The sequence below is a fragment of the Burkholderia sp. Ac-20349 genome (genome assembly GCF_017104865.1).
GTDB lineage: Bacteria > Pseudomonadota > Gammaproteobacteria > Burkholderiales > Burkholderiaceae > Burkholderia > Burkholderia aenigmatica.
Genome location: NZ_JAAGPM010000012.1, coordinates 64,662 through 84,327, shown reverse-complemented (window position 1 = coordinate 84,327; position 19,666 = coordinate 64,662). Strand labels below are relative to the sequence as shown.

General features: G+C 66.9%; 17 protein-coding genes. 12 read left to right on the top strand and 5 right to left on the bottom strand.

All coding sequences use genetic code 11. The features are described from left to right. Positions 1–49: 49 nt before the first annotated feature. On the bottom strand, positions 50–925 hold the full coding sequence (locus tag G3N61_RS06825) for a LysR substrate-binding domain-containing protein (protein WP_043178778.1): 876 nt from the start codon (positions 923–925) through the stop codon (positions 50–52). A gap of 182 nt (positions 926–1,107) precedes the next feature. Here G3N61_RS06825 and G3N61_RS06820 point away from each other — a divergent pair, with 182 nt between their 5' ends. From G3N61_RS06820 to G3N61_RS06800, 5 genes are all read left to right on the top strand, one after another. Further along, positions 1,108–2,046 carry a LysR substrate-binding domain-containing protein gene (locus G3N61_RS06820; RefSeq protein ID WP_124673652.1) on the top strand — a complete coding sequence of 313 codons (939 nt, stop codon included), beginning with the start codon at positions 1,108–1,110 and terminating at the stop codon, positions 2,044–2,046. Between the two features lie 313 nt (positions 2,047–2,359). Further along, entirely contained in the window at positions 2,360–3,784 is a 1,425-nt protein-coding gene (gene aldA, locus G3N61_RS06815; protein WP_205821926.1) for an aldehyde dehydrogenase, read from the top strand. A 133-nt stretch (positions 3,785–3,917) separates the two neighbouring features. Next, positions 3,918–5,255 (top strand): MFS transporter, encoded by a 1,338-nt coding sequence (locus G3N61_RS06810; RefSeq protein WP_241017617.1) that lies wholly within the window; start codon positions 3,918–3,920, stop codon positions 5,253–5,255. After that, complete coding sequence (locus G3N61_RS06805) at positions 5,252–6,469, top strand: mandelate racemase/muconate lactonizing enzyme family protein (protein ID WP_205821924.1); 1,218 nt, start codon at positions 5,252–5,254, stop codon at positions 6,467–6,469. The genes G3N61_RS06810 and G3N61_RS06805 overlap by 4 nt, the downstream gene beginning before the upstream one ends. 15 nt (positions 6,470–6,484) lie before the next feature. Beyond that, a complete protein-coding gene (locus G3N61_RS06800) occupies positions 6,485–8,152 on the top strand; it encodes a GMC family oxidoreductase N-terminal domain-containing protein (RefSeq protein ID WP_205821923.1) in 1,668 nt (555 codons plus the stop codon). A 39-nt stretch (positions 8,153–8,191) separates the two neighbouring features. Here G3N61_RS06800 and G3N61_RS06795 read toward each other — a convergent pair whose 3' ends face one another. Then, the gene (locus tag G3N61_RS06795; protein WP_205821922.1) at positions 8,192–9,094 is read right to left on the bottom strand and encodes a LysR family transcriptional regulator; all 903 of its coding nucleotides are present in this window, start codon (positions 9,092–9,094) and stop codon (positions 8,192–8,194) included. 109 nt (positions 9,095–9,203) lie between these two features. On the opposite strand from G3N61_RS06795, the gene G3N61_RS06790 reads away from it, so the two are divergent. The 3 genes from G3N61_RS06790 to G3N61_RS06780 all read left to right on the top strand — a co-directional run bounded on the left by G3N61_RS06790 (position 9,204) and on the right by G3N61_RS06780 (position 11,176). Next, positions 9,204–9,911: a hypothetical protein gene (locus tag G3N61_RS06790; RefSeq protein WP_205821921.1), complete on the top strand. Its 708-nt coding sequence runs from the start codon at positions 9,204–9,206 to the stop codon at positions 9,909–9,911. A 74-nt stretch (positions 9,912–9,985) separates the two neighbouring features. Beyond that, on the top strand, positions 9,986–10,549 hold the full coding sequence (locus G3N61_RS06785; protein WP_205821920.1) for a hypothetical protein: 564 nt from the start codon (positions 9,986–9,988) through the stop codon (positions 10,547–10,549). Positions 10,550–10,708: 159 nt separating this feature from the next. Further along, the gene (locus G3N61_RS06780; RefSeq protein ID WP_346778555.1) at positions 10,709–11,176 is read left to right on the top strand and encodes an immunity 22 family protein; all 468 of its coding nucleotides are present in this window, start codon (positions 10,709–10,711) and stop codon (positions 11,174–11,176) included. A gap of 50 nt (positions 11,177–11,226) precedes the next feature. Here the strand turns inward: G3N61_RS06780 and G3N61_RS06775 are convergent, their stop codons facing one another. The 3 genes from G3N61_RS06775 to G3N61_RS06765 all read right to left on the bottom strand — a co-directional run bounded on the left by G3N61_RS06775 (position 11,227) and on the right by G3N61_RS06765 (position 14,136). Next, the gene (locus G3N61_RS06775; RefSeq protein ID WP_051889691.1) at positions 11,227–12,048 is read right to left on the bottom strand and encodes a betaine/proline/choline family ABC transporter ATP-binding protein; all 822 of its coding nucleotides are present in this window, start codon (positions 12,046–12,048) and stop codon (positions 11,227–11,229) included. 14 nt (positions 12,049–12,062) lie between these two features. Beyond that, the gene (locus G3N61_RS06770; RefSeq protein WP_043178788.1) at positions 12,063–13,028 is read right to left on the bottom strand and encodes a proline/glycine betaine ABC transporter permease; all 966 of its coding nucleotides are present in this window, start codon (positions 13,026–13,028) and stop codon (positions 12,063–12,065) included. A gap of 70 nt (positions 13,029–13,098) precedes the next feature. Beyond that, positions 13,099–14,136: an ABC transporter substrate-binding protein gene (locus G3N61_RS06765; protein ID WP_069250603.1), complete on the bottom strand. Its 1,038-nt coding sequence runs from the start codon at positions 14,134–14,136 to the stop codon at positions 13,099–13,101. A 569-nt stretch (positions 14,137–14,705) separates the two neighbouring features. Between G3N61_RS06765 and G3N61_RS06760 the strand changes: the two genes are divergently transcribed. The 4 genes from G3N61_RS06760 to G3N61_RS06745 all read left to right on the top strand — a co-directional run bounded on the left by G3N61_RS06760 (position 14,706) and on the right by G3N61_RS06745 (position 19,625). Continuing rightward, positions 14,706–15,857 (top strand): porin, encoded by a 1,152-nt coding sequence (locus G3N61_RS06760; protein WP_043178791.1) that lies wholly within the window; start codon positions 14,706–14,708, stop codon positions 15,855–15,857. A gap of 504 nt (positions 15,858–16,361) precedes the next feature. Then, the gene (locus G3N61_RS06755) at positions 16,362–17,351 is read left to right on the top strand and encodes an RDD family protein (protein WP_205821918.1); all 990 of its coding nucleotides are present in this window, start codon (positions 16,362–16,364) and stop codon (positions 17,349–17,351) included. 328 nt (positions 17,352–17,679) lie between these two features. Further along, positions 17,680–18,489, top strand: a complete 810-nt coding sequence (gene blaOXA / locus G3N61_RS06750) for an OXA-1043 family class D beta-lactamase (protein WP_205821917.1) — start codon at positions 17,680–17,682, stop codon at positions 18,487–18,489. After that, positions 18,486–19,625, top strand: coding sequence for an acyltransferase (locus G3N61_RS06745; protein WP_205821916.1), 1,140 nt, complete (start codon positions 18,486–18,488; stop codon positions 19,623–19,625). The genes blaOXA and G3N61_RS06745 overlap by 4 nt, the downstream gene beginning before the upstream one ends. The last annotated feature ends 41 nt before the right edge of the window (positions 19,626–19,666 follow it).

Here is a 19,666-nt window from a genome sequence, read left to right as displayed (position 1 = left end):
TCCGACTGTTTCCAAAGAAAGATCAGCCTCGTCCCACAGTCCACACCCCCTACCCCCGCCTCCCCGCCTGCTCCCGCAACCACGCAGCAAACGCGACCACCGGCTCGACCGCGACACTCTCCGGCTCGACATCGAGCCAATACCCGAACGGCCCGATCGGCTGCACCGGCGACAGCCGCACGAGGCTGCCCTCGCCGATCTCCTCCTCGATCATGTTCAGATCGACCACCGCGAGCCCCGCGCCCTTGCGTGCCGCGCGGATCGCCTGTTCCAGCGTGGAAAACTCGATACCGTCGCCGATCCGCGCCAGCGGCACGCCCGCCTGCTCGCACCAGTCGGCCCACAGCGTCAGACGCTTGCCTTCGTGCAGCACATGCAGCGCCGGCAACCGGCCGAGCAGCACGTCCAGCGTATCGCCGCGATAGCGCGGCGCGCCGACGAGCGCATGCCGCTCCATCATCAGCAGCTCCGACTGCATCCCGGCGCGCGCTGCGCGCCCGAAGCGGATGTGACAATGGCAATCGTCGGCCGGCTCGGTGCGGATCGACAGCTCGACGTCGGGCAGCGCCTCCGCGAGCGTGCCGAGCCGCGGCGAGAACCACTGCGTCGCGAACGTCGGCGGCAGCGACACCGTCAAGCGCCGCTTCGCACCCGGCCGCGTGGCAGCGATTTCGCCAACGCCACGCTCGATCGTGTCGAACGCCTGCCCGACGAACGGCAGCAACCGCTGGCCGGCATCGGTCAGGCGCACGCCCTTGTGATCGCGCTCGAACAGCCGCGCGCCGAGCGCCTCCTCGAGCAGCCGGATCTGCCGGCTCACCGCCCCCTGCGTCACGCACAGCGAGACCGCCGCGCGGTTGAAACTCAGGTGACGCGCGGTCTCCTCGAAAAATCGCAATGCGATCAACGATGGCAGGCGTCGCATGATGTGTGTCCCTTTCGTTCGTATCGTTCGTGTTGTTGCCGGCCGGCATCGCCGGCCATCCTGCGGGCAGCCTCGTCGTAACGAAGCACACCCGCCGTCTCCATTCATCGTCCCCGCGCCCGCGCCACCCGCCTACAATAAGCATCCCGCACCAAACACGACACCGCCCCGTGAGACGCAAGATGCCGGCGCTGAATGCGCTGAAAGCCTTCGAGATGGCCGGCCGCACCGGCAGCTTCACGCGCGCGGCCGAACTGCTCAACGTGACGCAGAGCGCGGTGAGCCGCCAGGTTCGCCAGCTCGAGGGCCAGCTCGGCGAAACCCTGCTCGAGCGCCGCCATCACCAGCTCGAACTGACGGCGGCCGGCCGCGTGCTGCTGCGCGCGCTGCAGCAATCGTTCGACAAGATCGAGCTGACCGTGCGCAGCCTGCAGGAAAAAACCCACCTGAACCGCCTGCGCGCGAACGTGCCGCCCACCTTCGCCGCGCGCTGGCTGATGCCGCGCCTCGGCCGGCTGCGCGACGCGCATCCCGAATTCGAGCTGAGCCTCACGACCCGCACTCACGACAGCCTCGGCGAATCGCGCGTGCTCGACTGCGCGATCCGGTTCGGCGACGGCGAATGGGACGGCTTCGACAACGCACTGCTGATGCAGGAGCAGCATATCGCCGTCTGCGCGCCCGCGCTGTATGCGCGGCTGCGGCAGGACGGCGCGCCGATCGACCTGAACCGCTTCACGCTGCTGCACGTGCTCGCCACCGACGACCAGCGCTACCTGACCTGGCAGCACTGGCTGAAGGCCGCCGGCATCGCCGACGTCGACACACGCGGCGGCTACGAATTCGACCTGCTCGACCATGCGATCCGCGCGGCGATCGACGGCCTCGGAATCACGATCGCCGACCGCCACATGGTCGCGCGCGAACTCGCAACCGGGCAGTTGATGCAGGTGCTCAACGTGCACGTCGACGGCCACCAGTCGTACTGGTTCGTCACCCGGCCCGAGCAGACGAACCTGCCGCACATCGTCCAGTTCCGCGACTGGCTGCAGCAGGAAGTCTGGCTCGCGAAGCGCCATCTCGAACCGTCGTCGCCGCTGCCGCAAGTGCCGCTGGCCTAGCCGCGATCTGCCCCGATCGCCCTCGACCACCCATCGCGGGCGACACCTTACCGGCTTCCACACCCGTCCGCATCCGGCCCCGTCTGAAAATCCGTCCCGGCCACCGGCTGCCCCGCCCAAGGCCCGCGCCACGGCAGCCTTGCCGGACGGGCGACTCCGACCGACTCCCCGAGTAACGTGCGTTTTTCTCATGCCCGGCACGAAAATAAGTCGTTTGTCGTGCGCTAAACGCATGAACAGAATGGCCTCTGTCCCGTGCCGCGCGTGTCGCCACTCGAAGCGATCCGCCTGCATTCATCGGAGGAGTCACTTCATGCGCACCGAACGCAACTACGTGAACGGCCGTTTCGTCGCCCCGGAAAGCGACACGTTCATCGTCGTCCACAATCCCGCCACCGAAGCGCCGTTCGCGCGCGTGCCGGCCGCGACGCCGGCCGACGCGCTCGCCGCCGTCGACGCCGCAGCCGCCGCGCAGAAGGCATGGCGCAAGCTGCCGAGCGCCGAGCGCGCCGCGTACCTGCACCGCTTCGCCGACGCGCTGACCGCACGCGCGCCCGAGATCGGCGCGGCGCTCGCGCAGGAATCCGGCAAGAGCGTCGAGGACGCATCGAACGAAGCCGTCTACGCGGGCCAGATCACGCGCTACCACGCGGAGTGGGCACGCCGGATCGAGGGCGAGATCATCCCGAGCGACACGCCCGACGAGAACCTGTTCCTGCAGCGCGAGCCGATCGGCGTCGTCGCGTGCCTGATTCCGTTCAACTATCCCGTCTACACGCTGCTTCGCAAGGTCGCGCCCGCGCTGATCGCCGGCAACACCGTGGTCGTGCGGCCGAGCAATCACACGCCGGTATCCGCCTTCGAGATCGCGAAGGCGGCCGACGATGCCGGCTTCCCGCCGGGCGTCATCAACATCCTGACGATGGACCACGCGACGGCCGAAGCGCTGTGCACGCATCCGGCAGTCGGGATGATCACGCTGACGGGCAGCGTCAACGCAGGCCGCAAGGTACTCGACTACTGCAAGGCGAACATCGCGAAGCCGTCGCTCGAACTCGGCGGCAAGACGCCCGCGATCATCGAACCCGATGCCGACCTCGAACGCGCGGCCGCGGCACTCGTCGCGTCGAAGACGACGCACTGCGGCCAGCTCTGCACGGCGATCGAGCGCGTGTACGTGCACGACAGCGTGCACGACCGCTTCGTCGCGCTGCTGAAGGAGAAGATGGCGGCCGTGCGCAGCGGCGACCGTGCGGAAGACGCGACGCGGATGGGCCCGCTCGTCAGCGCATCGGCACGCGCGCACATCCACGGAATGGTCGAACGCGCAGTCGCGGCCGGCGCGACGCTCGAAACCGGTGGCGCGATTCCCGCCGGCCCCGGCTTCTTCTACCCGACCACGCTGCTGACGAACTGCCGGCAGGACATGGAGATCGTGCAGGAGGAAACCTTCGGCCCGGTCATGCCCGTGCTGCGCTACACGACGATCGACGAAGCGATCGCGCAGGCGAACGACCACCAGTTCGGCCTGTCGTCGGTGCTCTACACCGAGCACTACCGCACCGCGATGACCGTCGCGAACGCGATCGAAGCCGGCGAGCTGTACGTGAACCGCACGCCGGCCGACCCGTACCAGGGCTTCCACGCCGGCTGGAAGCGCTCGGGCCTCGGCGGCGACGACGGCAAGCACGGCATGCTCGAATTCACGCAGACGCGCCTCGTCGTCATGAAGTACTGACGCCGCCACGCCGACGCCCCGTTTCCGGCGCGCGCACCAGAACACCACACCGCGCGCGCCGCCCCTGATCCGACCGAACACATAAAAAATCTGCAGACCTCCGCATGACGGAAGTCTGATGGAGGAAGACATCATGCCGACCCAACCGTCGACGCACGCCGCGTCGCTCGCGTTGCAAGACGACGCACATGCGTCGCAAAGCTCGCGCTCGCAACGCTACCTGCAACTGCTGCTGCTCGTGATCGCCGCGGGCGCGATCTACCCGATGCTGTATCTGCGGCAGGTGTACCAGCCGACGATGCTGCAGTTCTTCCGCATCGACGACGTGCAGCTCGGCTACCTGTATTCGTCGCTCGGCACGATCTTCCTCATCAGCTATCTGCCGAGCGGCTGGCTTGCCGACCGCCTGTCGCCGCGCTGGCTGATCTGCTTCTCGCTGCTGGCCACCGGCGCGCTCGGGCTCGTCTATGCGACCGGACCGTCGTTCGACACGCTCGTGCTGATCTTCGGCGGCTGGGGGCTGACCACCGGCCTCACGTTCTGGGCCGCCGTGATCAAGCGCGTGAACATGATCGCGGGCCCCGACGAACAGGGCCGCTTCTTCGGCCTGCTCGACGGCGGCCGCGGGCTCGTCGAGGCGCTGCTCGCGACGATCGCGATCACGCTGTTCGCGTACGTGACGCGGGCACACGGCGGTACCGATGCGGCCGGCTTCCGGCTCGTCGTGCACCTGTACGCGTTCTTCTGCATCGCGCTCGGTGTGCTGCTCGCGCTGGTGAAGGATCAGGCGAGCACGGGCGAGCGTACGACGGCCAAGGATCGCCGGCACGGTAGCGACCGCCGAGGCAACGTGCTGGCCGACCTGAAGACGCTCGCGGCGATCCCCGAGCTGTGGCTCGTCGCGGCGATCGTGTTCTGCGGCTACCAGGTGTTCTGGGCGACCTACAGCTTCTCCGCGTACCTGCACGAAGGCAATTTCGGGCTCAGCGCGACGGCGGCCGGCTTCATCACGACGCTCAAGCTGTGGATGCGCCCGGTCGGCGGCATCGGCGGCGGCTTCCTCGGCGATCGCGTGTCGAAGGTGTCCGTGCTGTTCTGGGCGCTGTTGCTCGCCGCGCTGTCGCTCGTCGGGCTGATCGCAGCGCCTGCACACAGCCCGCAGGCGATGCTCGTCGTGCTCGTGCTGTTCATCGGCATCCTGACCTACGCGATCCGCGGCCTGTACTGGTCGCTGCTCGACGACTGCAAGGTGCCGACCCATTGCGCGGGCCTCGCGATCGGCCTGATCTCGGTGCTCGGCTATTCGCCCGACGTGTTCGTGCCGCTGATCAACGGCTACGTGACGCAGGCCTACCCGGGCGCGCACGGCTACCAGCTCTATTTCGGCTACATCGCGGCCATCGCGCTGTGCGGCGCGGGCGCCGCTGCGTTCCTCAAATTCCGCCTCAACCGCATCCAGGAGTCCGCATGAAGATCGTTTCGCTCGAAACCCATATCGTCGCCGTGCCGCCGCCGCATGTCGGCGGGATGTACTGGATCTTCGTGAAGCTGAAGACCGACGACGGCATCGAAGGCGTCGGCGAGATCTACTCGGCGACCTTCGGCCCGAAGGCGATGGCGCCAATCATCGACGACGTGTTCGAACGCCATCTGCTGAACCACGACCCGCACCACGTCGAGCGGCTGTTCCGCCAGGCGTATTCGAGCGGCTTCACGCAGCGGCCCGACCTGACGATGATGGGGGTCGTCAGCGGCCTCGAAATGGCGTGCTGGGACATCATCGGCAAGGCCGCCGGCAAGCCCGTGTACGAGCTGCTCGGCGGCAAGATCCACGAGCGGCTGCGCTCGTACACGTATCTCTATCCGAAGAACGCGAAGGGCGAATACGACTACGACGATCCCGATCTCGCGGCCGAATGCGCGGCCGAGAACGTGAAGCTCGGCTTCACCGCCGTCAAGTTCGACCCGGCCGGCCCGTACACGGCCTACTCGGGCCACCAGCTGTCGCTCGAAGTGCTCGACCGCTGCGAACTGTTCTGCCGCCGCGTGCGCGAAGCCGTCGGCAGCAAGGCCGACCTGCTGTTCGGCACGCACGGGCAGATGGTGCCGTCGTCGGCGATCCGGCTCGCGAAGCGGCTCGAGAAATACGACCCGCTGTGGTTCGAGGAGCCGGTTCCCCCCGGCCAGGAAGAGGCGATCGCACACGTCGCGCAGCACACGTCGATTCCGATCGCGACCGGCGAGCGCCTGACGACCAAGTACGAATTCCACAAGCTGCTGCAGGCCGGTGGCGCATCGATCCTGCAACTGAACGTCGCGCGCGTCGGCGGCCTGCTCGAAGCGAAGAAGATCGCGACGCTCGCCGAAGTGCACTACGCGCAGATCGCGCCGCACCTGTACAACGGGCCGGTGGGCGCGGCCGCGAGCATCCAGCTCGCGACCTGCACGCCGAACTTCCTGATCCAGGAAAGCATCATGACGTGGGGCGGTTTCCATGCGGAAGTCGTTAAAACGCCGATCCGCTGGGAAGACGGCTACATCATCCCGTCGAACGAGCCGGGCCTCGGCATCGAGCTCGACATGGACGTCGTGAAACGCCACACGCCGTACACCGGCGAGCGGCTGCACCTGCAGATGGGCGAACACCCCGTCGACGTGAAGGATCTCGCCCCCGCGAAGGGCTGAGCGCAAAGGACAGACATGAGCTACGACTACATCATCGTCGGCGCGGGCTCGGCCGGCTGCATCCTCGCGAACCGCCTGAGCGAATCGGGCCGGCACTCGGTGCTGCTGCTCGAAGCCGGCGAGCGCGACGCGTCGTTCTGGTTCAAGGTGCCGGTCGGCTTCACGAAGACCTATTACAACCGCCGCTACAACTGGATGTACTACAGCGAACCCGAGGCGCAACTCGCCGACCGCAAGCTGTATTGCCCGCGCGGCAAGGTGGTCGGCGGGTCGGGCTCGATCAACGCGATGGTCTACGTGCGCGGCCAGCGCAGCGACTACGACGACTGGGCGAACGCCGGCAATCCGGGCTGGGCGTACGACGACGTGCTGCCGTACTTCCGCAAGCTCGAAACGCACGCGGCCGGCACGACCGATCCGCTGCATCACGGCGCGACCGGGCCGATCCACATCACGTCGATGAAGGCCGACGTGCATCCGATCGTCCACGAGTTCCTGAAGGGTTGCGGGCAACTGAACCTGCCGCGCACCGATGACTTCAACGGCGCGCAGTTCGAAGGCGCGGGCATCTACGACCTGAACACGAAGCACGGCGAACGCTGCTCCAGCAGCTTCGCGTACCTGCGCCCCGCGCTCGGCCGTGCGAACCTCACGCTGCGCTCGGGCGTGCTCGTGCGGCGCGTGACCTTCGACGGCACGCGTGCGACCGGCGTGGTGGTCGCGGGCGAGCGCGGCGACGAAACGCTCGTCGCCGCGCGCGAGGTGATCCTCGCGGCCGGCGCGGTCGATACGCCGAAGCTGCTGCAGCTGTCGGGCGTCGGCGATCCGGCGCTGCTCGCGCGCCAGCGCGTGCCGCTCGTGCATGCGCTGCCGGCCGTCGGCCGCAACCTGCAGGACCACCTGTGCGTGAGCTTCTACTTCAAGGCGAACCGTCCGACGCTGAACGACGAGATGGGTACGCTCATCGGCAAGATGAAGATCGGGCTGCGTTACCTGCTGACGAAGCGCGGCCCGCTCGCGATGAGCGTGAACCAGGCGGGCGGCTTCTTCCGCGGCACGGCCGATGCGCAGGAACCGAACATCCAGCTGTACTTCAACCCGCTGTCGTACCGGATCCCGAAGAGCGATCGCGCGAGCATCAAGCCCGAGCCGTATTCGGGTTTCCTGATCGCGTTCAACCCGTGCCGGCCGACGAGCCGCGGCACGATCGAGATCGCGTCGAACCGCGCGGAAGATGCCGCGAAGATCCACATCAACGCGCTGACCACGCAGAAGGATCTCGACGAAGCCGTGCAGGGCAGCAAGGTCATCCGTGCGCTGATGCGTGCGCCCGCGCTGAAATCGATGACCGTCGAGGAAATCTCGCCGGGGCCGCAGGTCGATTCCGACGAAGCGATGCTGCAGTACTTCCGCGAGCAGTCGGGTTCGATCTACCACCTGTGCGGCTCATGCGCGATGGGGCCGGACGCGGCGACGTCGGTGGTCGACGCATCGCTGCGCGTGCACGGGCTGCAGGCACTGCGGATCGTCGATGCGTCGGTGTTCCCGAACATCACGTCGGGCAACATCAACGCGCCGACGATGATGGTCGCGGAGAAAGGCGCGGATCTGATTCTGGCGGACGCGTTGACGGCGGAGACGGCAGGCGTGCAATCGAAGCCACGAGAAACGGTCGTGCAGTGACGCGGTGCCGGCGGGTTCGACGGTCGCCACCGCCATACATCAGCGGTTCGTGCCGTCCACGACCTGCCGGCACACGTTTACGATCAGGTCCCGCAGCCCGGCATGCATCGCGTCGCGCTCGAAGCGGGGATGCCACATGATCGAGATCGCGAGCGCGGGGGTCGCGACCGGCAGGTCGAACGTCACGACGTCGTGCCGAGCCTGGGCGGTGTGCTTCTCGGGCACGTGAGCGATCCAGTCCGAGCGCTGGGCGAGCTCGATGCCTGACTTGAAGTTCGGCACCACCGCGATGACGTTGCGCTCGCGCCCCTGCTCGCTCAGCGCATCGTCGATCGGCCCGTGAAAGCGCCCCTTGCGCGACACGCTGATGTGCGGCACGGAAAGATAAGCATCGAGCGTCATCCGGCGCCGCGCCAGCCGATGGCCCTTTCGCAGCACGCCGACCATGCGGTCGTCGAACAGCTTGCGGATCATGATCTCCGGCCCCGTCTCGCCGACCACGCCGATTTCGATATCGACCTCCCCGCTGCGAAGGCGCGCCACGGTCTTCTCGTGCTTCGGCAGGAAGCGCAGCCTTGCATACGGCCATGCATCGTGCGCCTGCGCGATGATCGGTACCGCGAACGAATCGATGAACCCGTCGTTCGCGCTGATGTTGAACACGCGCTGCGCATCGATCGACCGGTGCTGTGCGCCGAGCAGCAGCGCCACATCCTGCAGGATCCGGTCGAGCGGCTCCTTCAACCGCCGCGCCGTTTCGGTCGCCACCATGCCCTTTCCCGCGCGCACCAGCACCTTGTCGCCGATCGCGTCCTGGACCCGGGCAAGGGTCCGGCTCATCGCGGACGGGCTCAGATCGAGACTGCGTGCCGCGCCGGACACGCTTTCCTCGTCGAGCAGCGCTTTCAGCGCCAGCAGCAGGTTCAGGTCGATCCGGTTCAACGCCACGCTCCCCGCAGATTTGCATCTGATGCATCATATATCTTCCAAACCTGCACTGTACACACGCCATCCTCGCTCCTACCATTCGGGCAACCGAACGGAGGAACGCATGGAGACGACGCAGGTTGACGACGAACAGTTGCGCGAGTCGCTGCTACGGGACTGGCAGGATCATACGAAGCAGCCGACAGCGGTCGCGGCCCGACTGCGCGAGCGGCTGGCGTTCCCGATGGGTGCGCAGGATCTCGTCGAACTGGCGGCGCTCGCGACGCACGTGTTCGGTGAGCATCTCGGCGACTGGCAAGCGGGAATGGGCTATCTCGACCAACTCATCGACGCGCACGACGGCGCACCGGCCGAATCGCTCCGACGTATCGATCGCCAGCATGCGGTGCTCGAACGACTGGAGGACGTGAAGGCGTCACTCGACCGGTTCGACGCCAACGATCGCCTCTACATCACGGCGCTCGCGCTTCCCGCGATCACGCTGCAGCGATCGGTGGCGGAAGCAGAGACGGCCGTCGCCGAAGCGATGCACCTGCTCGCGTCGAACGACTGCCACGAGTACCGCAAGCTGTTCGGCGTGGTCACGGCCAATCTGGTCTGCGACCTGCTGGATCGTTCGGCCTTGTCGGCCGCCAGACGGCGCCTGCTCATCGTGCTCGCGGAGAAAAGCCATGCGCTCTGGCTTCAGGAGGGCGACGAGACGGACCGGGAGAAGTCCGCGTTCCGGCTGATGCAGAGTTACCAGAAATGCAGGATGCCTGAGAATTACAGAAGCGGGCGCTATCCGCGGTATGGGTCGATCGAGCCGTAGCCGCACCGGGTCACCGCCGCCCGTCGGTCATAATGCGCGATCATTCCGATCAGACGCGGCAAGCTCCAGCTCCGATGGCCACCCGGCAAACCCCGAAAAAAGACATCAAGCGATGGCACGCGCTTGCCTTCCCCGCCATGGTCCTGGTGCCGATGCTGGTGGGGTTCGTTACGCTGCCACTGACGTGGCACTGCACGGTCGGCGACTGGCCCGGCGCAAACCGTATTCGCATCGCGACGGTCATCGCCTTTGCCCTGCTCGGGGTGTATTTCTCGCGTGATCTCAGAACGAAGAGCTCGATCAAGGATCTGCTGATCGCCGCTTTCATGTCCTGCGGGCTCGGCATGATATCCGGCGAGCTCTCGCTCCTGCTGCTGGTCAGGGCAACCGCGCATTCGCCGCAGTCCTTCGACGCCGCGTTCGCGCCGGGCGCCCACCAGACGAAAGGCTGCGGGTATCGCATCACCTTCGCCGACCCCGGCCTCGGCTCGCCTGCGCTCGTCTGCAATCGCGACCTCGACCTTCCCGACGGCGCAGTGTCGGGCGTCGTTCGCGTCAACGAACTGGTCGGCCCTTATGGCGTGCGACATCTCGACATGACCGTCGTCGAGTCGACCGTGGCAGGCAGCGGCCAGTAATGCCGCTTCGCACCGGTCCGGGGTCGCCGACCGGCGATGCATCGGTGGTCCCCGACATCCCGTCAGGCAACGTCAACGCGCCGGCAGTGACAGTCTCGAAGCAAGGCACTGACCTGATTCCGGCGCATGTGTTGCGGGGCGAGACGATCGTTGAGTGAGGTGCCCGGCATCGCACACGCGCGTATCATCGTGCGCTTGCGCGGGCGCTCCCCGCCGGCCATCTCACGCCCGACGAGGTCACCGATGATCGTTACCGTTCACCTGTTCGTTTCCAGCGGCCGATTCCGCTCGTTCGCGGAGATGCGCGCGTTCATCGACGAGCGGTACACCGAGGACGGCGACGGTATTCCGTCCGCGTTCATGACGGAAGTCGGACTGCGCGACTACGAGCCGGGATGCATCGAGGCCATTCATCGCGGCAGTCCCGTTCCGGTCCGGCAATTGCTGCTTGGTGTTTCCTGGGAATCGGCATGGGTACATGCCGTTCCTGCCGACCTCGTCGCCGACAGCGCAATCGGCGTGTACTCGCCCAACATCGTCACGACGCCGGAAAACGCTTCGCTCGACTACGTGGGCGCCTATGAATTCGATACGCGCACGGGCCTGACGTCGGCCCGGCCCGCATGAACGAAACAGGGCGGCACCCTGTGCCACCCTTTCTCGTTTCGCGTCCCGCCTTAATTCACACTCGTCCGCTTCTCCACGAACCTTCTCACATAATCATCCGCCGGCCGCGACAGAATGTCGTCCGGCGTGCCGACCTGCACGAGCGTGCCGTCGCGCAGGATCGCGATCCGGTCGCCGATGCGCAGCGCTTCGTCGAGATCGTGCGTGATGAACACGATCGTCTTCGACAGCGTCGCCTGCAGTTCGAGCAACTGATCCTGCATTTCGGTACGGATCAGCGGATCGAGCGCGGAGAACGCCTCGTCCATCAGCAGCACATCGGTATCGGCCGCGAGCGCACGCGCCAGCCCGACGCGCTGCCGCATCCCGCCCGACAGCTCGTCCGGATAGTGATCGCCGTAACCGTCGAGCCCGACCTTCGTCAGCCAGTTGCGCGCGGCCTCGGCCGCGTCGTGCCGCTTCTCGCCGCGCGTGCGCAGCGCATACGCGGCGTTGTCGAGCACGGTCTGATGCGGCAGCAGCCCGAAGTTCTGGAACACCATGCTGACCTTGAAGCGGCGCAGCTCGCGCAGCCCGTGCGCGTCGAGCTTGATCACGTCGCTGCCGTCGATCACGATCTCGCCGGCCGTCGGCTCGATCAGCCGGTTGAAGTGCCGCACGAGCGTCGATTTCCCGGAACCCGACAGCCCCATGATCACGAAGATTTCGCCCGACTCGATGCCGAGGCTCACGTCGTTGAGCCCGACGTTGCAGCCCGTTTCGGCCAGCACGTCGGCCTTGCGCTTGCCCGAGCGCAGCAGGTCGAGCACGCGCGCATGCGCGGCGGGCGGCCCGAACAGCTTGTACACGTGTTTGACGTCGATGGTCGCCATGTCTGTCTCCGTTCCTATGCACGCGACGACTGCGTCGCCTGATTCGAATCGACGCCCGCCGACTGCGCCTTGCGCGGCAGCCGGTACGGCACGCGCGATGCGCCCTTCTGCCGGCGCTGCTGCGCGAGCCGCCGCCGGGCGCGCCGCTCCTGGCCGAAGCCCTGGCTGATCCGGTCGATCACGATCGCGAGAATCACGATCGCGAGGCCGGCCTGCGTGCCCTTGCCGACGTCGAGCGTCTGGATGCCCGCGAGCACGTCCTCGCCGAGCCCGCGCGAGCCGATCATCGACGCGATCACGACCATCGACAGCGCCATCATCGTCGTCTGGTTGATGCCGGCCATGATGCTCGGCCGCGCCAGCGGCAACTGCACGTTGACCAGCAATTGCCAGCGCGTCGTGCCGAACGCGCGCGCCGCTTCCGTCACGTCCGGATCGACCTGGCGAATGCCGAGATCGGTCAGGCGGATCAGCGGCGGCAGCGCATAGATGATCGTCGCGAGGATCGCGGGCACCTTGCCGAGCCCGAACAGCATCAGCACCGGGATCAGGTACACGAAGCTCGGCAGCGTCTGCATCACGTCGAGCACCGGCAGCAGCATCCGGCGCAGCCAGGCGCTGCGCGACGCGAGGATGCCGACCGGCACGCCGATCGCGACCGACAGCACCGTCGAGACGAGCATCAGCGCGAGCGTCTGCATCAGCTTGTCCCACAGGCCGAAGCAGCCGATCGCGTACAGCAGCAGCATGAAGAGCACGCCGAGGCCGAGGCGGCGCGTCGCATTCCACGCGATCGCACCGACGACCAGCAGCACGAGCCACGGCGGCGCCACGCGCAGCGCGCCTTCGAGGGGCACGAGCAGGTAGCGCAGCACCAGTACGCTGAAGTGATGGAAGCCGTCGCCGTATTGCGCGACGAACGTCTCGAGCGCGCTGTTGACCCAGTCGGCGATCGACAGGTGCAGAAAGAAGCCGTTCATGTTGGTTCTCCGTCGCGCCGCGAAGGCGCGTGACGGCGGCGGCGGGCGCGGGCCCGCCGCCGCGCGCAGGTTACGCGCCCTTCAGGCTGCCGGCGATCTTCTGCGCGACGTCGGCCGGCACCCACTGCTTCCACATGTCCTGGCGGGTCTTCAGGAACTGCGTGGCCATCGCCGCGCCGTCGATCTTCTTCGTCGTCATCTCGAGGATCGTCTGGTTCAGGAAGTCCATCGGGAAACGCACCTTGCCGAAGACGCCGACGAGATCGGGATTCGCATCGGCGAACGGCTTCGACACGCCGACCGTCAGCCGCGACACCATGTACGACGACGCGCACTGGTGCGTGCTGCTCTCGTCGCGCAACGTCTTCCAGCATGCTTCGTTATAGGCCGGCATCTTCAGCGCGGTGAACTTGTATTTCGCCATCAGCGCGGCCGGGCCCCAGTAATAGAACACGATCGGCGCGCCGCGCTGGTACGCGGACGCGATCGCCGCGTCGAGCGCCGCACCGGTGCCCGGGTGGAAGTTCGTGTACGACTGGTCGAGCTTCAGCACGCGCAGCAGGCGCGTGTTCACGCGCTCGCAGTCCCAGCCCGTCGGGCAGTTCAGGAAACGGCCCTTGTCCGGTTCCTCCTCGTCGGCGAACACCTGCTTGTACTTCGGCAGATCGTCGACCGACACGAGCCCCGGCGCGACCGGCTTGATGTTGCGCGCCGGATCGCCCTTCACCACGTAGTCGGGCACGAACCAGCCTTCCGTCGTGCCCCCCGGCAGCGTGTCGCCGATCAGCTTCACGGCGCCCGACGAGACGGCCTTCGCGGTGATCTCGCTGCGGCCCGTCCACTGCTCGGCCCAGATCTGCAGGTCGTTGCGCGCGAGCGCCGTCTCGGTGGCGGCCGTGCTGCCCGGCACGACGTCCGTCTTGCAGCCGTAGCCCTTCTCCATGATCTGACGCAGCACCTCGGTCGCGAACGACCCGCTCTCCCACGTGATGCCCGCGAAATGGACCGTCTTGCCGTCGGTGCACGCGCCGCCGGCCGCGTGGGCCGCGGGCGCGGACAGGATCGCCGCGGCGGCGAGAAGGACCGTTTTCAGTCGTCGAATCTGCATGGTGGGTCGTCTCCAAATCGAATCTGTTGTTTGTGCGTCGCGGCATGCGCGGCGACCGGCGCATCGTGAATCCCGCCACGTCCGGTCAGCCTGCATGTTTCAGCCGCCAATATGTTTAGGGAAACGAGTAATTCCGATCATTGCAATCGGCAGCGCCAATCGATCTCCGGACACCCCTGCAAGCCCGCCGGACGGGCTTCTCAGCCTGTTCCACCCGCCCACTCACGGCGCTGCGCGGGCAGTATCGCGCGCTCGTTTGACCGTTGCGCGAGCGGCCCTGAACCGTGGTGCAACGCACCCCGTTTCGGCTGTCGAAACGGCCTGTCGCGACCCCATTGGCGAACCCGATTGCAATCATCGAAATTACTCGCTTTCGGTTCCTTTTCGGCTTGGGAAGAATGCGCGGAGTCATCGGAGGAGACACGACCCGACGCCGCCGGTTGCCGCGCCGCCGCGCCTTGCGCGATCCGGCGCCGCGCGCTGCGCCGGGTCGCCCCGGATGACGGGGTGCGCCTCGCCGGACGCGCTCACGACAATCGATACAAGCTGGATATCCCGGAGATCTCTCAATGAAAAAGACCCTGACGGCGCTCGCCGTAACGGCAACCTTCGCAGCCCCCGTGTTCGCGCAAAGCAGCGTCACGCTGTACGGCGTGATCGACGAAGGCCTGAACTACACGAACAACGTCGGCACCGGACACGTCTACGAGATGGCGAGCGGCTACGCGCAGGGCAGCCGCTGGGGCCTGAAGGGCAGCGAGGATCTGGGCGGCGGCATGAAGGCGATCTTCCAGCTCGAAAACGGCTTCGACGTGAACACCGGCCGGCTCAACCAGGGCGGCCGCATGTTCGGCCGCCAGGCGTACGTCGGCCTGAGCCAGACGCAGTACGGCACGCTGACGTTCGGCCGCCAGTACGACTCCGTGGTCGACTATCTCGCGCCGACCACGGCCAACGGCAACTGGGGCGGCTACCTGCTCGCGCACCCGTTCGACAACGACAACACCGACAACTCGTTCCGCCTCGACAACACGGTGAAGTACGCGAGCCCGAACTTCGGCGGCTTCCAGTTCGGCGGCGCATACAGCTTCAGCAACAGCACGAACTTCTCGGACAACCGCGCGTACAGCTTCGGCGCGCAGTACCAGAACAACGGCCTGCTGATCGGCGCCGCGTACCTGCAGGCGAACCGCCCGGGCGACGGCTCGGCCGGCGCGATCACCGCGAACGACGCGAGCTACATCGCCGAGCGCATGCGCGTGTTCGGCGCGGGCATCAACTACACGTTCGGGCCCGCGACGGTCGGCTTCGCGTACACGAACTCGAACTACAAGAACCCGACCGGCAACGGCTACCTCGGCAACCCGGGCGCGATCATCGCACCGGGCGCGACGGTCAGCGCGATCAAGTACCAGAACTTCGAGCTGAACGGTTCGTACCAGATCACGCCGGCGTTCATGGTCGGCGCGCAATACGTGCTGTCGCTCGAGAAGTACGACGCATCGACCGGCAATGCGAAGCCGAAGATCCATTCGGCCGGGCTGATGGCCGACTACAACCTGTCGAAGCGCACCGACGTGTACGTGCAGGCCGCTTACCAGCACATCGCCGGCGACAAGACGAACTCGATCCTCGACAACGCGTTCATCCCCGGTACCGATGCGCCGTCGTCGACGTCGAACCAGGTGGCCGTGCGCCTCGCGCTGCGCCACAAGTTCTGACGCCACCCGGTTCTCCGTTCTTCACGCGACACCCGCGCCGGTCGGCCCGAGGTGTCTTTGCCCGCCCGCAAGCGCCAGCCTGCCGGCGGGCTTTTTCATGGTTCCTCGCCAATTTGCGGCGCGCGTGCGCGTCAGCGGCTACCGCGTCGAACCGGGCACACGCGTTCGACGGCCTCACGAAAATCCCCGACAATCGTTGCCAGCCTTTCATGCCCGCTGGGGCCCGTCTCGATCCCTCGCCCGGCCGATACGCGCGCAGCGCGTGCGCTGCCCGTCCGGCAGCGCACGCCTCGCCGCGTTCGGGTCGAGCGTCGACCAGTCGCAGCCGGCATGAAGCCCGTTCGCGCTTGCGCACTGCTCACAATAGTTTGCAATTTTGCGTCAAGCCGGTCGATATGATCTGCCTGTCACGATCGGATCGATGTCGGCATAGGCAATCCTGCGGCCACGCGCCGCAAAGAGCCCAAACGGCTCGACGAACATAACGCATCGGGGGCGACGGCAATGGAGCGCAATGAAGACCAACAATCACACGGCGCCGCCGGCTTCTGGCGACGCACCGCCGCCTTTTCGATCGATTCGATCCTGCTCGGACTGATCGGGCTGGCAATCGCAATCCCGTTCTTCGATGCCCTTTCGACGATTGGCGAATGGGGAAGACTGATCGGCTTCCTGATCGGCTCCCTTTACTTTGGCCTGCTCGAGGGTGGAAATCGGCACCAGTCGCTCGGCAAGCGGGTGATGAAGATCCGTGTTGCCGATAGCGCCGCCCCTGACGGGTCCGGTCCCGGGTACGTTCGCGCCTGGGCACGGTACGCGCTGATCGCCGTTCCGCTGATACTCGGCGGCATCGGCTTTATCGACCTGCCCGCGCTTCACGATCCGGACATGGAATGGCTCGCCACCGCGAACGGCGCGGTCGTGTTCTTCTGGTGCCTGGCATTGCTGTATCTGTTCGTTTTCAACCGGCCGAGCCGCCAGTCCGTACATGATCTGCTCACCGCCAGCCGGGTCGTGCACGTCGCGGCCCCCGTCGAGAATGCCGCTCCGGTCGGCCGGAAGCACTGGGCGATCCTGGCCGTCCTTGGCCTGCTGATGTTCGCCGGCAGTCGTTTTGCGGCAACGCGGTTGATCGATGACGATCGCATGGCCGATATCCGTCAGATCCAGCGTGCAACGTCCACCGTTCCGGGCGTGATCCAGAGCGGCGTCTGGATCGGCACCATGCGGGTGGGCGGCCCGGCGGGCCAGACGCAGAAGGCGATCGCCACCATCACCGTGCTCGCGAGCACGCCGACCCTGCTGAACAAGGCCGGGGCGACCGCTGTCGCGCACGCAGCGCTTTCCGCATCGCCTTGGCTGCGAAATCAGGCTCTCGTCAACGTGATGAGCGTCCGCTCGGTCAATCTTGGCATTGCGACGTGGCGAAACCAGTTCTTCATGGGTCGCTCGCCTGCCGAATGGACTGCGGCAGCCGGCACCGAGTCGACGTGACGAAGCAGGAATGAGCGACATCGGCATCGCCCTGCCGTGCGGGTCGGCCCGAGGTGTCTTTGCCCGCCCGCAAGCGCCAGCCTGCCGGCGGGCTTTTTCATGGGCGCGGCCGTGCGTGGCCGGTCGATGCGGCCGAAACCGGTAACGGCCGTGCAATTGCCCCGTCAACCGTGACAGGTCAACGGACGGCCATCCGTCGATACACTGTGGGCCTCCGCAACGGACGCCATCCACCCGATCCTCGATGCCGGCCGTCGCCTTCATTGCGCACGGCCTGCCGCCTTCCGCCCGCACCGCGCGCAAGTCGCACATCCCCGAGGAGTGTCACTTGAAACACTGGCGTCGCGCGCTGTTCACCTTCGCCGCCGGCCTTCTGGCCGCTGCCGCTTCCCATGCCCGTCCGATCTGCACCGTCGTCGCCGACGCCGCCACCGGGCAGGTGCTCGTGCAGCAAGGCGACTGCGCGACGCGCGTGACGCCGGCATCGACGTTCAAGGTGGCGATCAGCCTGATGGGCTTCGATGCGGGCGTGTTGAAAGACGAGCACACACCGACGCTCGATTTCCACACCGGCTACCCCGACTGGGGCGGCGCACCGTGGCGCGAGCCGACCGATCCGGCACGCTGGATGAAGCTGTCGATCTTCTGGTACTCGCAGCAGGTCACGCAGGCGCTCGGGCAGGCGCGCTTCCAGCAGTACACGAACGCATTCGGCTACGGCAACGCGGACGCGACCAGTCAGGCGGGCGAACTGAACGGCGTCATGGGTGCATGGGTCAACGCGTCGCTGCGCATCTCGCCGCTCGAACAGGTCGGCTTCATGCGCAAGATCGCGAACCGGACGCTGCCCGTCAGCGCGCACGCGTACGACATGACCGAGCGCATCACGTTGATCGACACGCAGCCCGACGGCTGGATCGTGCACGGCAAGACGGGCACCGGGGCGCCGGGGCGCAAGTACGATGCGTCGCACGCGTATGGCTGGTTCGTCGGCTGGGCGGCCAAGGGGCCGCGCACGCTCGTGTTCGCGTATCTGATCCAGGACGACAAGCGGCAGACGCCGAACGCCGGCCTGCGCGCACGCGATACGTTCCTGGCGACGCTGCCCGCCCTCGCCGAAACGGGCAGACCGCAATGAGCGCGGGCCCGCGCAACGCGCGGATCGACCTGCTGCGCGGCGTGTCGATCGTGCTGGTCCTGCTGCATCACTTCAACATCCCCTACTCGCTGCGCGACACGTCGCTCGCACGCCTGGTCGGCTGGGATGCGGTGCATGCGGTGGCGCGCAACGGCAACTATGGCGTGACGATGTTCTTCGTGATCTCCGGCTACCTGATCACGTCGAATGCGCGGCGCCGCTGGGGCCACCTCGGCGCGGTCGACGTACGCGCGTTCTACGTGTCGCGCGTCGCGCGCATCGTCCCGTGCCTGCTCCTGCTGCTCGCACTCGTCAACGGCCTCGCGGCGGCCGGCGTGCCGATCTTCCAGAACCATGCGCCGGAGGGCATCGCCGTGTCGTTCTGGCTCGTGAATCTCGCGTCGCTGACGTTCTGGATGAACGTGCTGATCGGTGCCTGCGGGTGGGTCAACTACGCGCTCGGCGTGCTGTGGTCGCTGTCGGTCGAAGAGGTCTTCTACCTGTCGTTCCCGCTGCTGTGCGTCGCGTTGCGCCGCGATGCGCGGCTGGTCGCGTTCTGGGTGGTCATCGCCGCGATCGGGCCCGTGTACCGCTTCACGCACGCCGGCGACGAAGGCGGGTTCCTCTATGCGTACTTCGCGTCGTTCGACGGGATCGCGATAGGCTGCTGTACCGCGCTGCTGGCCGAACGCGCAAACTGGCAGCGGCTGGCCACGCCGCTCGTGCAGTGGCCCGTCGCGGCGGCGATGGCCGTGCTTTATCTGGCCTGGCCGATCGCTGCCAGCCACGTCGCCGGCGTCACCGCGATGGCGCTCGGCACGGCTGTGCTGCTGATCGGCGCACACGTCAACGGCGAGCGCGTGCCGGGCCGCCTGCTCGCGCCGTTGTGCCGGGCCGGCAAGCTGAGCTACGAGCTGTACCTGTTCCACCTGATCGTGCTCGGCGGATTGCGCACGTTCTGGCCGCCGTCGGCCACGCATGGCGACACGAAGCTGCTGTTGCTGATGGCGTATCTGGCGTTGTCGGTGGCGCTGAGCGCGGCGATCGGGCGCGGCTATGCGACACCGCTCGACCGCTTCATCAAGCGGGTCGCGTCGCGGCCTTCAGCGCGCGTGCCGGACGGCGCACGCTTCTAGTCCGCATCGGCGATCGCTGCGGCGCCACGAGAAGAAAGAAA

Coding starts and splice junctions, on each gene's coding strand:
- G3N61_RS06825 (WP_043178778.1), bottom strand. CDS start 925: ATGCGACGCCTGCCATCGTTGATCGCATTGCGATTTTTCGAGGAGACC.
- G3N61_RS06820 (WP_124673652.1), top strand. CDS start 1,108: ATGCCGGCGCTGAATGCGCTGAAAGCCTTCGAGATGGCCGGCCGCACC.
- aldA (WP_205821926.1), top strand. CDS start 2,360: ATGCGCACCGAACGCAACTACGTGAACGGCCGTTTCGTCGCCCCGGAA.
- G3N61_RS06810 (WP_241017617.1), top strand. CDS start 3,918: ATGCCGACCCAACCGTCGACGCACGCCGCGTCGCTCGCGTTGCAAGAC.
- G3N61_RS06805 (WP_205821924.1), top strand. CDS start 5,252: ATGAAGATCGTTTCGCTCGAAACCCATATCGTCGCCGTGCCGCCGCCG.
- G3N61_RS06800 (WP_205821923.1), top strand. CDS start 6,485: ATGAGCTACGACTACATCATCGTCGGCGCGGGCTCGGCCGGCTGCATC.
- G3N61_RS06790 (WP_205821921.1), top strand. CDS start 9,204: ATGGAGACGACGCAGGTTGACGACGAACAGTTGCGCGAGTCGCTGCTA.
- G3N61_RS06785 (WP_205821920.1), top strand. CDS start 9,986: ATGGCCACCCGGCAAACCCCGAAAAAAGACATCAAGCGATGGCACGCG.
- G3N61_RS06775 (WP_051889691.1), bottom strand. CDS start 12,048: ATGGCGACCATCGACGTCAAACACGTGTACAAGCTGTTCGGGCCGCCC.
- G3N61_RS06770 (WP_043178788.1), bottom strand. CDS start 13,028: ATGAACGGCTTCTTTCTGCACCTGTCGATCGCCGACTGGGTCAACAGC.
- G3N61_RS06765 (WP_069250603.1), bottom strand. CDS start 14,136: ATGCAGATTCGACGACTGAAAACGGTCCTTCTCGCCGCCGCGGCGATC.
- G3N61_RS06760 (WP_043178791.1), top strand. CDS start 14,706: ATGAAAAAGACCCTGACGGCGCTCGCCGTAACGGCAACCTTCGCAGCC.
- G3N61_RS06755 (WP_205821918.1), top strand. CDS start 16,362: ATGGAGCGCAATGAAGACCAACAATCACACGGCGCCGCCGGCTTCTGG.
- G3N61_RS06745 (WP_205821916.1), top strand. CDS start 18,486: ATGAGCGCGGGCCCGCGCAACGCGCGGATCGACCTGCTGCGCGGCGTG.